10 protein-coding genes and 2 tRNA genes are annotated in these 13,823 nt (G+C 64.8%); 4 read left to right on the top strand and 8 right to left on the bottom strand.

Annotation, left to right across the window (positions count from 1 at the left end; genetic code table 11):
• Positions 1-401, top strand: a 401-nt coding sequence (locus G3O06_RS42005; protein WP_205819590.1) for an NAD(P)H-hydrate dehydratase, incomplete at its 5' end; no start/stop codon positions are given.
• Between the two features lie 111 nt (positions 402-512).
• Positions 513-2,135: a glucose-6-phosphate isomerase gene (gene pgi, locus G3O06_RS42000; RefSeq protein ID WP_205819589.1), complete on the top strand. Its 1,623-nt coding sequence runs from the start codon at positions 513-515 to the stop codon at positions 2,133-2,135.
• A gap of 68 nt (positions 2,136-2,203) precedes the next feature.
• Here pgi and G3O06_RS41995 read toward each other — a convergent pair whose 3' ends face one another.
• Positions 2,204-2,917, bottom strand: coding sequence for an ABC transporter ATP-binding protein (locus G3O06_RS41995; RefSeq protein ID WP_174914674.1), 714 nt, complete (start codon positions 2,915-2,917; stop codon positions 2,204-2,206).
• Between G3O06_RS41995 and G3O06_RS41990 the strand changes: the two genes are divergently transcribed.
• Entirely contained in the window at positions 2,916-3,590 is a 675-nt protein-coding gene (locus G3O06_RS41990; RefSeq protein WP_175005233.1) for an arylesterase, read from the top strand. The two genes, G3O06_RS41995 and G3O06_RS41990, sit on opposite strands and share 2 nt — an antisense overlap.
• A 70-nt stretch (positions 3,591-3,660) precedes the next feature.
• Here G3O06_RS41990 and G3O06_RS41985 read toward each other — a convergent pair whose 3' ends face one another.
• From G3O06_RS41985 to tig, 7 genes are all read right to left on the bottom strand, one after another.
• Positions 3,661-5,595, bottom strand: coding sequence for a SurA N-terminal domain-containing protein (locus tag G3O06_RS41985; RefSeq protein WP_205819588.1), 1,935 nt, complete (start codon positions 5,593-5,595; stop codon positions 3,661-3,663).
• 513 nt (positions 5,596-6,108) lie between these two features.
• Positions 6,109-6,185, bottom strand: a tRNA-Asp gene (locus G3O06_RS41980).
• A 23-nt stretch (positions 6,186-6,208) separates the two neighbouring features.
• Positions 6,209-6,284, bottom strand: a tRNA-Val gene (locus tag G3O06_RS41975).
• A gap of 204 nt (positions 6,285-6,488) precedes the next feature.
• A complete protein-coding gene (lon, locus tag G3O06_RS41970) occupies positions 6,489-8,912 on the bottom strand; it encodes an endopeptidase La (RefSeq protein ID WP_174914667.1) in 2,424 nt (807 codons plus the stop codon).
• A 197-nt stretch (positions 8,913-9,109) separates the two neighbouring features.
• Positions 9,110-10,381: an ATP-dependent Clp protease ATP-binding subunit ClpX gene (gene clpX / locus G3O06_RS41965; protein WP_006489345.1), complete on the bottom strand. Its 1,272-nt coding sequence runs from the start codon at positions 10,379-10,381 to the stop codon at positions 9,110-9,112.
• Between the two features lie 164 nt (positions 10,382-10,545).
• Entirely contained in the window at positions 10,546-11,199 is a 654-nt protein-coding gene (gene clpP, locus G3O06_RS41960) for an ATP-dependent Clp endopeptidase proteolytic subunit ClpP (RefSeq protein WP_010092137.1), read from the bottom strand.
• Between the two features lie 140 nt (positions 11,200-11,339).
• Complete coding sequence (gene tig / locus G3O06_RS41955) at positions 11,340-12,686, bottom strand: trigger factor (RefSeq protein WP_205819587.1); 1,347 nt, start codon at positions 12,684-12,686, stop codon at positions 11,340-11,342.
• Positions 12,687-13,076: 390 nt separating this feature from the next.
• Here tig and G3O06_RS41950 point away from each other — a divergent pair.
• The coding region (locus G3O06_RS41950) for a glycerate kinase (protein WP_205819586.1) at positions 13,077-13,823 on the top strand (747 nt) is incomplete at its 3' end.

Raw genomic sequence — 13,823 nt, 5'->3', positions numbered from 1 at the left:
CCGCGCGGCTACTCGGCAGCGACACGGCGACGGTCCAGCGCGACCGCATCGCGGCCGCGCAGGCGCTCGCCGCGCGCTACTCGGCCATCGTCGTGCTGAAAGGCTCGGGCACGGTGATTGCGGCGCCCGACGGCCGTGTGACGATCAATCCGACCGGCAATGCGGCGCTCGCCACCGGCGGCACTGGCGACGTGCTCGGCGGCCTGATCGGCGCGTTGCTCGCGCAGTGTGTCGCACTGTACGAGGCGGCGCTCGCGGGCGTCTACCTGCACGGCCTCGCGGCCGACACGCTGACCGCGCAGGGCACGGGCCCGGCCGGACTCACGGCCGGCGAACTCGCGCCGACGGTGCGCACGCTGATCAATCGCCTTTTTTACGCGTCGCCGCGCGCCGACACATAACGCCGCTATACTGACTGCCCCGCCGCACGGCGGGCCCTCTCGTCCGCCGGCCTTCCGATCACGATGAGCCGGCGCGGCATTCCTCCCGATTCACGCTTCACTCGAACCGCCATGACGCTGAATTCGCTCCCCGCCTGGACTGCCCTTCAATCCCACTTCGAACAGATCCGCCACGCGCGGCTGCGCGACTGGTTCGCGCCGGAAAACGACCGCGCGCCGACCCGTGCCGAACGCTTCACGATTCCGGGCGGCGGCCTCGCGGCCGATTTCTCGAAGAACCGCATCAACGACGACACGCTGCGCCTGCTCGTGCAGCTCGCGCGCGACGCGGGTGTCGAAGCACGCCGCGACGCGATGTTCGCGGGCGAGATCGTCAACCCGACCGAAGGCCGTGCCGCGCTGCACACGGCACTGCGCGCGACCGATCCGCACGCGCCGTTCCATGCACAGGTCAGCGCCGAGCGCGCGAAGATGGCGACCTTCGCGCGTGCCGTGCGCAGCGGCACGTGGACGGGCTACACCGGCAAGCGCATCCGTCACGTGATCAACATCGGCATCGGCGGCTCCGATCTCGGGCCGAAGATGGTCGTGCATGCGCTGCACCACGTCGCGATGCCTGAAATCTCCACGCACTTCGTGTCGAACGTCGACGGCGCCGATCTCGCGCGCGTGCTCGAGCAGGTCGACCCGGAGGAAACGCTCGCGATCATCGTGTCGAAGACCTTCACGACGCTCGAGACGATGACGAACGCACGCTCGCTGCGCGACTGGTTCGTCGCGCGCGGCTGCCCCGAGGGCGCGCTTGCGAAGCACTTCGTCGGCGTATCGGCGAACCCGGCCGAAGTCGTGAAATTCGGCATCGCCGCGGAAAACGTGTTCGAAATGTGGGACTGGGTCGGCGGCCGCTATTCGCTGTGGTCGGCAGTCGGCCTGTCGATCATGATCGCGATCGGCCCCGAGCAGTTCGACGAGCTGCTGGCCGGCGCGAACGACATGGACCGTCATTTCCGCGAAGCGCCGCTCGAGCGCAACCTGCCCGTGCTGCTCGGCCTGATCGGTATCTGGTACCGGAATTTCTTCGGCTCGCAGAGCTATCTCGTCGCGCCGTATTCGGAAGCGCTGCATTACCTGCCGTCGTACCTGCAGCAGCTCGAAATGGAGAGCAACGGCAAATCCGCGCGCCTGGACGGCACCTTCGTCGATTACCCGACTTCCGCCGTCACGTGGGGCGAGCCGGGCACCAACGGCCAGCATGCGTTCTTCCAGATGCTGCACCAGGGGCCGACGATCGTGCCGATCGACTTCATCGCGGTGCTGACGCCCGAGCATCCGCTCGCGAGCCATCATCCGAAGCTGCTCGCGAACTGCTTCGCGCAGAGCGAGGCACTGATGCTCGGCCGCACGCTCGACGAAGCGCGCAAGGTCGCGGGGCCAGGCAAGGAAGCGCTCGCGCCGCACCTGACGTTCCCGGGCAACCGCCCGACGACGACGCTGCTCGTCGATGCGCTGACGCCGCGCACGCTCGGCGCGCTGATCGCGCTGTACGAACACAAGGTGCTCGTGCAGGCAACGGTGTGGGACATCAATCCGTTCGACCAGTGGGGTGTCGAGCTCGGCAAGATTCTCGGCAAGGTGGTGGAAGCCGACCTGTCGGCCGAGTCGGTCGATCCGGCGAAGCACGACTCGTCGACCACCGCGCTGATCGAGCGCGCCCGCGCGGCGCTGAAGCGTTGAAGCGCTGACGCAACGGCGTCATGCCGAAGCCGGCCGCTCGGCGCACGCTGCGCGGCCGGCAAAGAAATTCAGCCGTTGCGCTGCGCCGCGTGCGGCTCGACGATGCGCCCGGCGTCGATCGTCACCGTCGTCGCGCAGCGGCGTGCGAGTTCGACATCATGCGTGACGAGCACGAGCGTGGCGCCGTGCGTGCGGTTCAGTTCGAACATCAGGTCGATGACCGCATGACCCGTGGCCGCATCGAGGCTGCCGGTCGGCTCGTCGGCAAACAGGATCGCCGGGCGCGTGACGAATGCGCGCGCAAGCGCGACACGCTGCTGCTCGCCCCCCGACAACAGCTTCGGATAATGCGCCGTGCGTTCGCCGAGACCGACCTGCACGAGCAGCGCCCGCGCACGATCGGCTGCGTCGCGTGCGCTGATGCCACCCTGCAGCTCGAGCGGCAGCATCACGTTCTCGAGCGCCGTCAGGTGCGGCATCAACTGGAACGACTGGAACACGAACCCGACCGCGCCATTGCGCAGCGCCGCGCGTGCATCCTCGTCGAGCTGGTCGAGTGCGCGACCGAGCAGGCGAACCGTGCCGCTCGTCGCGCTGTCCAACCCCGCAAGCAGGCCGAGCAGTGTCGATTTACCCGACCCCGACGCGCCGACGATCGCGAGGCTGCTGCCCGGCTGCACGGCGAGCGTGATGCCGTCGAGGATCGTCAGCTCGCCCGTTGCGTCGGCGACCCGCTTGCACACGTCATGGACTTCGATGATCGGATCGGTAATCTTGAACATGGACACGACATTTCGCTGGAAAAGACGCGCGGCGCTCGCCGCGCTGCTGGGCACCCTGCTGGCCGCCACCGTGCCGGCACGCGCCGCAACGACGCCGGCCGCGACATCGGGCCAGCCCGTGATCGTCGTGCTCGGCGACAGCCTGTCGGCCGAATACGGGCTGCCGCGCGACACCGGCTGGGTGGCATTGCTGCGGCAACGGCTCACGACCGAGCGAATCGATTATAGCGTCGCGAACGCCAGCGTCAGCGGCGACACCACGAGCGGCGGCCGCGCGCGGCTGCCCGCGGTGCTGCAGCGGCTCAAGCCGTCGATCGTCGTCGTCGAGCTCGGTTCGAACGATGCGCTGCGCGGCGTGCCGCTCGCAACGACCGAGCAGAACCTGCGCGACATCATCGCCGGCGCACGGCAGGCGCGGGCGAAGGTCGTGCTGGTCGGCATGTATGTGCCGCCCAATTACGGCCCCGATTACACGCAGAAGTTCCACGCCGTCTATACGCGCCTGTCGAAGGATCTCGGCGTGCCGCTCGTGCCGTTCCTGCTGGCCGGCATCGAGAACAAGCCCGAGATGTTCCAGGCGGACCAGATGCATCCTGCGCAGCAGGCGCAGGGCGTTCTGCTCGACAACGTCTGGCCGGCGCTGAAACCGCTGCTCGGCAAGCCGCGCGGCTGACGGCGCAGCCTCGCCCCAAAACAAAAAGCCCCGCATGAAGCGGGGCTTTTTGTTGCGTGCGAAACGACGATCAGTTGCTGCCGTCCTGCGACTGGCTGGCCGTCGTGCCGTACAGCTTCACCTTCGAGCGATCGCGCAGCGCGGTGAGGTACGCCTCGCCTTCGCTCTGTGCGTCGACCTGCGCCATCTGCTGCTGCGCGGCCGCCAGTTGCTGCGGATCGACCGCCGAACCCGGGATCACCGCATTCACGCGGTAGATCGCATAGCCGTCCGCGCCGAGATCGACACCGACGTAGGCCGGCAGCGTCTTCGCGTCGACCTTGTAGACGGCGCTCAGCGCAGCCGGCGTCAGGCCTTGCGATTGCGTGCGTGACACCTTCTGCGCAGCCGAGAACCCGTCAGCCGACTTCGACTTCTGCAGCTCGGCGAGCTTCGCCGCGCCGTCCTTCTTCGCGAGTTCCGCGGCCTGCTCGGCGACGACCTTCTGGCGCACGACGTCCTTGATCGCGTCGAGCGCGGGCACGGCAGCCGGCTTGTAGTCGGTCACGCGCGCCGAGATCAGCGTGTTGTTGCCGATGTCGATCGCCTGCGTGTTGTTCTGGTTCTTCACCGAGTCGTTCGCGAACACGGCAGCCAGGAACTTCGGATTGTTCAGCGGGCTCGTCGGCGGCAGTTGCGGATTCGGCGTCGGCGTGACGGTGGCCGTCTGGATCGTCAGCTTGTACTTGTCCGCGGCCGGCTGCAGCGTCTTTGCCTTTTCGTACACGGTCGACGTGAAGCCTTCCGCGTTGTCCGTGAACGCCTTCGATGCGAACTGCTGCTTCAGGTCGACCGCGATCTGGTCCTTCACTTCCGCGAACGGCTTCACGGCCGCCGGCTTCACTTCGGTCGCCTTCAGGATGTGGAAGCCCAGATCCGACTGCACGACACCACTCACGTCGCCCTGCTTGAGCGCGAATGCGGCATCGTCGAACGCCTTGCCGCCCGCCGTCGAGCCGCGCGTGATGAAGCCGAGGTCGCCGCCCTTCGCGGCCGACGGTGCGTCCTGCGAGTCCTTCTGCGCGACCTGCGCGAACTGGTCCGGATGCGCCTTCACGTCGGCCAGCACCTGCTCGGCCTTCGTCTTCGCTGCGGCCTTGTCGGCCGCACTTGCGCTGCCTGCCGCGGCGATGAAGATGTGGCTCACGCGCACCTGTGCTTCGGTGCGGAAGTGCGTCGGGTTGTCGTCGTAGAACTTCTTGATGTCCGCATCGGTCGGCTGCGCGCTCGCGGCCGCTGCGGCCGGCGAATAGACGAGGTACTGGATCGTCGCGGTCTCCGGCGTCGCGAAGCTCTGCTTGTGCGCGTCGTAGTACGCGGCGAGCTGCGCGTCGGTCGGCTGGATCTTCGCGGCGAAGTCGCCCGTCTTCAGCACGAGCGCCTGCACTTCGCGCTGCTGCGCGGCGAGTTCGGACAGGCGTTGCGCGAGGCTCTTCGGCGTGAACGCGCTCGACACGATGCTGGCCGGAATCTGCTGCAGCGACAGGCTGTAGCGCACGCGCTCCTGGTACTGCTCGGGCGTCATCCCCTGGAACGACAGTAGCTGTGCATAGCGCTCGACGTCGATCGTACCGTCGGGCTTCTTCAGCGACGCGATCATCGGGTCGCTCATCAGCGCGTCGCGCACGGCGTTGTCAGATGCGGTCAGGTGCAGACGCTGGGTTTCGTCTGCCAGCACGCGTTGCTGGATCAGGCCGTCGAGCACCTGCTTGCGGTGCTCGGGCGTATCGAACATCTTGATGTCGAACTGCCCGCCGAGCGCCTGACGCGCCTGGTCGATCTGCTGGCGGAACGCGCCGTCGAATTCGACCCGCGTGATCTTGTGCCCGTTGATTGCCGCGACGTTCGCGCTATCGTCGAAGAAGCCGCGGAAGCCTTGGATCCCGACGAAACCCAGCCCCGGCAACACGATCAGGAGCAGGAGCGCCATCATCAGGCGCTGGTGATTACGGAAGAAATCGAGCATGCGTGACGGGAAAATTGGACAAAACGACCGATATTACAACATACGGGGTGGGACGGGAGAAAAGCAGACGTGTTGCTGGTGAGTGTGACAAGGCAACCGCGTGCGCAAAACGAAAATGCCCGCACAGGGCGGGCACTTTCGTTTGTTTGGCGGAGCGAACGAGACTCGCCTACATCCTGCAGGCCGCGGCTGCACTTGCACACGCAGCCCTTCGCGTGCCGCCGGAAGCTGCGCAGGCAGCTTCCCCCACTCCGCAGACTCGCCCCCGCCAGCGGGCGCAACCGGAAACACAAATGAAAAAGCCCGCACAAGGCGGGCTTCTTCATTTTCTGGCGGAGCGGACGGGACTCGCCTACATCCTGCAGGCCGCGGTTGCGCGTGCACGCGCAACCCTTCGAGTCCCGCCGGAAGCTGCGCAGGCAGCTTCCTCCACTCCGCAGTCACGCGCCCGCAAGCGGGCGCACCGGACAATACAAATGAAAAAGCCCGCACAAGGCGGGCTTCTTCATTTTCTGGCGGAGCGGACGGGACTCGAACCCGCGACCCCCGGCGTGACAGGCCGGTATTCTAACCGACTGAACTACCGCTCCTTGGTCTGGCTGAATCGTGAAACTGGTGGGTGCTGAGGGGTTCGAACCCCCGACCTACGCCTTGTAAGGGCGCCGCTCTACCAGCTGAGCTAAGCACCCGTTTCCGATTCGTTCTGGCTGCGATCTGCGTTTCGGCATCAACAACCAGCGAGCCCGCAAGTTTAATTCATCCCCGATCATTTTGCAAAGCCCTGACGCGAATTTTTTAAACGTTCGCGCACACGATTCGGCTACGCATAAAAAAACCCGCGGCAACGCCGCGGGTTTCGTGAACAACCGTCAGGAAGGACGGTGCCCCGATGCTCAGTGCTTGACGAATTCCGTCGAGCCGGCATCCTTCGTTGCATCAGCGACCGGCGCCGCCGCCTTCGCCTCTTCTTCCGGCGGCAGCGGGGTCGGCGAACGCTCGAGCGCGAGTTCCAGCACCTTGTCGATCCAGCGGACCGGCACGATCTCTATCGCGTTCTTCACGTTGTCCGGAATCTCGGCGAGATCCTTCACGTTCTCTTCCGGGATCAGCACGAGCTTGATGCCGCCGCGATGCGCTGCGAGCAGCTTCTCCTTCAGGCCGCCAATCGGCAGGACTTCACCACGCAGCGTGATTTCGCCCGTCATCGCGACATCGGCACGCACCGGGATACCCGTCAGCACCGATACCAGCGCGGTCGTCATCGCACCGCCGGCGGACGGACCGTCCTTCGGCGTCGCGCCTTCCGGCACGTGAATGTGGATGTCCTGCTTCTCGAACGCTTCGTCCTTGATACCGAGACGACGCGAACGCGAGCGCACGACCGAACGTGCCGCCTCGACCGACTCCTTCATCACGTCGCCGAGCGAACCCGTACGGATCACGTTGCCCTTGCCCGGCATCACCGCGGCTTCGATCGTCAGCAGATCGCCACCGACTTCCGTCCACGCGAGGCCCGTCACCTGACCGACCTGGTTTTCCTTCGCCGCGAGGCCAAAGTCGTACTTGCGCACGCCGAGGAACGTGTCGAGGTTTTCGCCGTCGACCTTGATCGCGCCCGATGCCTTCTTCAGCAGCAGCATCTTCACGACCTTGCGGCAGATCTTCGACACTTCCCGCTCGAGCGAACGCACACCGGCTTCGCGCGTGTAGTAGCGGATGATGTCGCGGATCGCCTGCTCGGTGACCTCGATCTCGCCTTCCTTCAGCCCGTTGTTCTTCTTCTGCTTCGGCAGCAGGTAACGCTGGGCGATGCTGACCTTCTCGTCTTCCGTGTAACCCGACAGACGGATCACTTCCATCCGGTCGAGCAGCGGCGGCGGGATGTTCAGCGAGTTCGACGTCGCGACGAACATCACGTCCGACAGGTCGAAGTCGACTTCGATGTAGTGGTCGGCGAACGTGTGGTTCTGTTCCGGATCGAGCACTTCGAGCAGCGCCGACGACGGATCGCCGCGGAAATCCATGCCCATCTTGTCGACTTCGTCGAGCAGGAAGAGCGGATTGCGCACGCCGACCTTCGTGAGGCTCTGCAGGATCTTGCCCGGCATCGAACCGATGTACGTACGGCGGTGGCCGCGAATCTCGGCCTCGTCACGCACGCCGCCGAGCGCCATCCGGACGAACTTGCGGTTCGTCGCACGGGCGATCGACTGGCCGAGCGAGGTCTTGCCGACGCCCGGGGGCCCGACGAGGCACAGGATCGGTGCCTTGACCTTGTCGACGCGCTGTTGCACCGCGAGATACTCGAGGATGCGTTCCTTCACCTTCTCGAGGCCGAAGTGATCTTCGTCGAGCACCTGCTCGGCGTTCGACAGGTCGTTGTTGACCTTGCTCTTCTTGCGCCACGGCAGGCCGATCAGCGTGTCGATGTAGTTGCGCACGACGGTCGCTTCCGCCGACATCGGCGACATCAGCTTCAGCTTCTTCAGCTCGGCGTCGGCCTTCTTCTTCGCTTCCTTCGGCATGCGCGCGGCGTTGATGCGCTTCTCGAGTTCCTCGAGATCGGCACCCTCTTCGCCTTCGCCCAGTTCCTTCTGGATCGCCTTGACCTGTTCGTTCAGGTAGTACTCGCGCTGGCTCTTTTCCATCTGGCGCTTCACGCGCCCGCGGATGCGCTTTTCGACCTGCAGGATGTCGATCTCGGCTTCGAGCTGCGCGAGCAGGTGCTCGAGGCGCTCGATGACCGGGAACATCTCGAGGATGTGCTGCTTCTGGTCGAGTTTCAGCGGCAGGCGCTCGGCGATCATGTCTGCGAGGCGGCCTGCTTCGTCGATGCCCGACAGCGACGTGAGGATCTCCGGCGGGATCTTCTTGTTCAGCTTCACGTACTGGTCGAACTGCGACACGATCGCGCGGCGCAGCGCTTCCGTTTCAGCGCTGTCGGCGTGATCGGGCTCAAGCGGCAACACTTCGCAGGAGAATTGCGTTTCCTGCTCTTCGATCGACAACGCCTTCGCGCGCTGCAGGCCCTCGACGAGCACCTTCACGGTGCCGTCCGGCAGCTTCAGCATCTGCAGGATGTTGGCGATACAACCGACCTCGTACATGTCCTTTTCGGTCGGCTCGTCCTTGGCCGCGGTTTTCTGGGCGACGAGCATGATGTGCTTGCCGCCTTCCATCGCTGCTTCGAGGGCCTTGATCGATTTCGGCCGGCCCACGAAGAGCGGAATTACCATGTGCGGGAAAACGACGACGTCCCGCAGCGGCAGCAGCGGGAGCGTGATGCGTTCCGGCGGGAGAAGTTGGGTGCCTGACATTTCATTTCCCCATGAGTGGAATCAATTGTTCGGTAATTGAGGCCGCCACAACGAATTGCAAGCCTTCAAGTGCGGGAAATATTCGGTAAGAAAGTAACCACCGCGTTTCGAGTCAGAGTTACCCACAAGATAAACGAAAAAAAGCCGCCCACGGTCTCATGAACGGCCTTTTTCGCAGAACATCGTCGGCAAGCCGGTCAGTTCGAACCCGCCACCTTCGGCGTGTCCTCGTAGATCAGCAAAGGCTTGCCGTCGCCATCGATGACGTTCTCGTCGATGATGACTTTGCTGACCCCTTTCATCGTCGGCAGCTCGTACATCACATCGAGCAACGCCTGTTCGATGATCGAACGCAAACCGCGCGCGCCGGTCTTGCGGCGGATCGCCTTGCGGGCGACTGCCTGCAGTGCGCCCGGCCGGATCTCCAGCTCGACGCGCTCCATCGCGAACAGCTTGTGATACTGCTTGACGAGCGCGTTCTTCGGCTCGACCAGGATCTTCATCAGCGCGGCTTCATCGAGCTTGCCGAGCGTCGCGACCACCGGCAGGCGGCCGATCAATTCGGGGATCAGACCGAATTTGATCAGGTCTTCCGGCTCCGTTTCGCGCAGCACTTCGCCCGCGTCGCGTTCCTGCTTGCTCTTGACCGTCGCACCGAAACCGATACCGGTTTTCTCGGTACGGTCGGTAATCACCTTTTCGAGGCCGTCGAATGCACCGCCGCAGATGAACAGGATGTTGGTCGTGTCGACCTGGATGAAATCCTGGTTCGGGTGCTTGCGGCCGCCCTGCGGCGGCACCGACGCCATCGTGCCCTCGACGAGCTTCAGCAGTGCCTGCTGGACGCCCTCGCCCGACACGTCGCGCGTGATCGACGGGTTGTCCGACTTGCGGCTGATCTTGTCGATTTCGTCGATGTAGACGATCCCGCGCTGGGCCTTGTCGACCTCGTAGTTGCAGTTCTGCAACAGCTTCTGGATGATGTTCTCGACGTCCTCGCCGACGTAGCCGGCTTCGGTCAGCGTCGTCGCATCGGCGATCACGAACGGCACGTTGAGCAACCGCGCGAGCGTCTGCGCGAGCAGCGTCTTGCCGGAGCCCGTCGGGCCGATCAGCAGGATGTTGCTCTTCGACAGCTCGACGTCGTCCTTCTTGTCGAGATGCTTCAGGCGCTTGTAGTGGTTGTACACGGCCACCGCGAGGATTTTCTTCGCGCGCTCCTGGCCGATCACGTACTGATCGAGGATGTCGCGAATTTCCTGCGGGCTCGGCAGATCCGACCGGGACAGGCTGGCCTCGACGCCGGCGGCAGCCGCCTCGTCGCGAATGATTTCGTTGCAGAGGTCGATGCATTCATCGCAGATGAACACCGACGGGCCCGCAATGAGTTTTTTCACCTCATGCTGGCTCTTTCCGCAAAACGAGCAATACAACAGCTTCTCGCTGTTCGAACCTTTTTTGTCCGCCATGAATGTAGAGCCTCCGGACAGGTAAATGACATGATACGCCGAATGCTCCGAGCGCCGCGCCTAGGGCGCGACCGGAGCTGGCTGGATGCGCTTGCCGCAGATGCTCAGGGCGTTCGGGACGTCTCAGGGGCGCCGCACGAATCGGGGCGGCACCCCACTTAAGCTCACGGGCGCTTCAGCAGCACCTGATCGATCAGCCCGTACGCCTTCGCATCCTCGCTCGACATGAAGTTATCACGGTCGGTGTCGCGCGCGATGCGCTCGACGTCCTGGCCCGTGTGCTGCGCGAGCAACTGGTTCAGCCGCTCCTTCAGGTAGAGGATTTCGCGTGCCTGGATCTCGATGTCGGATGCCTGGCCGCGTGCGCCGCCGAGCGGCTGGTGAATCATCACGCGCGAGTTCGGCAGCGCGAAGCGCTTGCCCTTCGCACCCGACGCGAGCAGGAACGCGCCCATGCTGGCCGCGAGGCCCATGCACAGCGTCGACACGTCCGGCTTGATGAACTGCATCGTGTCATAGATCGCCATGCCGGCCGACACCGACCCGCCCGGGCTGTTGATGTACAGGCTGATGTCCTTGTCGGGATTCTCGCTCTCGAGGAACAGCAGCTGCGCGACCACGAGGTTGGCGGTCTGGTCGTTCACTTCGCCGACCATGAACACCAGGCGCTCCTTCAGGAGACGCGAGTAGATATCGTACGAACGCTCGCCGCGGCCGCTCGTTTCGACGACGATCGGCACCAGCCCCAGCGCTTGCGCCTCGAAACCCTGCGGCGCGTTCGAAGCAAGCATGTCCAGCAATTCAGCGCGAGTGATCATTCAATGAACCTTGTTCGAATGGAAAATTGAACGGAAGGAAGCCGCCCGCTCAATCGCCATATTAATGGCAACCGTGCGCTTGACGTAAAAACGGCGTGCGGGCCGTCGCTCCGACAGCCGGCACGCCGCTAGAGCAACACTTACGCTTGCGCCGATGCGCTCGCGAGTGCTTCGAAGCTCACTTCCTTGTCCGTCACCTTCGCCTTGCCCAGCACGAAATCGACGACGTTGCTTTCAACGACGAACGCTTCCATCTCGGCGAGGCGCTGCTGGTTCGAATAATACCAGCGGACCACTTCCTTCGGGTCTTCGTAGCTCTTGGCGAACTCGTCGACTTCCGCGCGGATCTGTTCCGGCTTCGCTTCGAGGCCGTTCGACTTCACGAGCTCGGCCAGCACGAGGCCCAGCTTCACGCGGCGTTCTGCCTGCTCGGTGAACATCTCGGCCGGGATCGGTGCGTCCTTCGCGTTCGGCACGCCGCGCTGCGCCAGATCCTGGCGAGCCATTTCGACGAGGCGTTGCTGATCCTGCTCGATCAGCGCCTTCGGCACGTCGAGTTCGGAAATCTTCAGCAGCGCGTCCATCACCTGGTTCTTGACGATCGACTGCGTGCGACGCTTCGCTTCACGCTCGAGGTTTTCCTTGATCTCGCCGCGCATCTTCGTGAGATCGCCGTCTTCGATGCCGAGCGACTTCGCGAATTCGCCGTCGATTTCCGGCAGGTGCGGCCACTCGATTTTCTTCATCGTGACCGTGAATTGTGCCGTCTTACCCGCGACGTCCTTGCCGTGGTAGTCCTCCGGGAATGCCAGGTCGAACGTGCGCGATTCGCCGGCCTTCAGGCCCAGCGCTGCCGTTTCGAATTCCGGCAGCATGCGGCCTTCGCCGAGCACGAACGGGAAATCTTCAGCCGTGCCGCCCTGGAACGCGACGTCGTCGATCTTGCCGACGAAGTCGACCGTCACGCGGTCGCCGTCCTTGGCTTCGGTATCCGCGCCGCCGTCGCCGTGCTCGCCGGCTTCGCCACGTGCGTGGAAGTGCACGCGCTGCTTGCGCAGGATGTCCAGCGTGCGGTCGATTTCAGCGTCGCCGATCGACGTCGTCGAGCGCTCGACTTCAGCCGTCGCCAGATCGCCGATCTTCACTTCCGGGTAGACCTCGAACGTCGCGTCGAACGCGTACGCATCTTCAGCCTGCTCCTGCTTCGGCTCGAAGCTCGGCTGGCCGGCGACGCGCAGGTTTTCCGCGCGGCTGATCGTGAAGAATTCCTGGCCGATCTTGTCGCTCAGCACTTCCGCTTCGACCTGGCCCGCGTACTGTTGCGCGACCATCTTCACCGGCACCTTGCCCGGGCGGAAACCCGGCATGCGCACGGTCTTCGCGAGTTTCTGGATACGGGTGTCGATTTCCTTCTGCACGGTGTCTTTCGGCAGGGAAATCGTCACGCGGCGTTCAAGCTTGCCGAGGTTCTCAACAACGTTAGCCATGGCTTCAATCGTCCTAAAATTATTCGAGCGAATCGGGTTTTCCTTGCCGTGCCTGCCTGCGGCGTGATGTGCGTCACATCCACTCGCCGCGCCGGAGCGCCACGCCATCCCTGCACGCGCCGGATGGCTAGCGCAAGCGGCTCGGAGCACGGCTTTGGCCGGAAGAATCGACTATTCTAGCAAACAATTTTCCTTACACCGCCAGATCGGCGCGACGCGCGTGCGTCTTCGCCGCCTCGACAGCCCTTTGCACGGCAATGCGCGCGGATCGCCGCTATGCCGCACGCCGTATCCACCACGGGCCCGCCATCCTGTAAGCTCCGATTGAGGATGCGCCGTCGTCGCGCCCCCAAGCATTCTTCACACCAAATCACGCCTTCCGGAGACACCATGCCGCAACACCCGTCCGCGCCTGTCGTCGTCATCGCGCCCGATTCGTTCAAAGGCTCGCTTTCCGCCGAGCAGGTCGCGGATGCGATCGCCACCGGCATCCGCCGCGCCCGGCCCGACGCCGTCGTGCGTTGCTGCCCGATGGCCGACGGCGGCGAAGGCACGCTCGACGCGATGCTGGCAGGCGGCGGCACGCGGCGTACGTTGCGGGTGGCTGGCGCATCGCTCGCGGCACGCGACGCGGCGGTCGGCGTGATCGACGCGCGCACCGCGATCGTCGAGACGGCCGAGATCGTCGGCATTACGGATCCGGTCGGCATGAGCGTGCCGGTCGACGCGCGCAGCACCCGCGGGATGGGCGAGGCGATCCGCACGCTGCTCGACGAGGGCGTACGCCGCTTCTTCGTCGCGCTCGGCGGCAGCAGCACCAACGATGCGGGCGCCGGGCTCCTCGCGGGCCTCGGCCTGCAGTGCTTCGACGCGGGCGGCCAGCCGGTCGAACCGGTGCCGTCGCGACTCGCCGACATCGCGCGCATCGACGCGTCGGGGCTCGACCCGCGCCTGAAGGAAACCGAATTCATCGGCATGTCCGACGTCGACAACCCGCTGACGGGCGCGCACGGCGCGACCGCCGTGTTCGGCCCGCAAAAGGGCGTGACGCCCGAGCAGGTCGCGACCCTCGACGCTGCCCTTGCCCGCTTCGCCGACCTGCTCGAAACCGCGCTCGACCGCCGCAGCCGCGACCTA

The organism is Burkholderia sp. Ac-20345 (assembly GCF_017104825.1).
Lineage (GTDB): Bacteria > Pseudomonadota > Gammaproteobacteria > Burkholderiales > Burkholderiaceae > Burkholderia > Burkholderia lata_B.
Note: the sequence above shows the minus strand (reverse complement) of the source record. Positions and strands in the feature narration are given on the sequence as shown.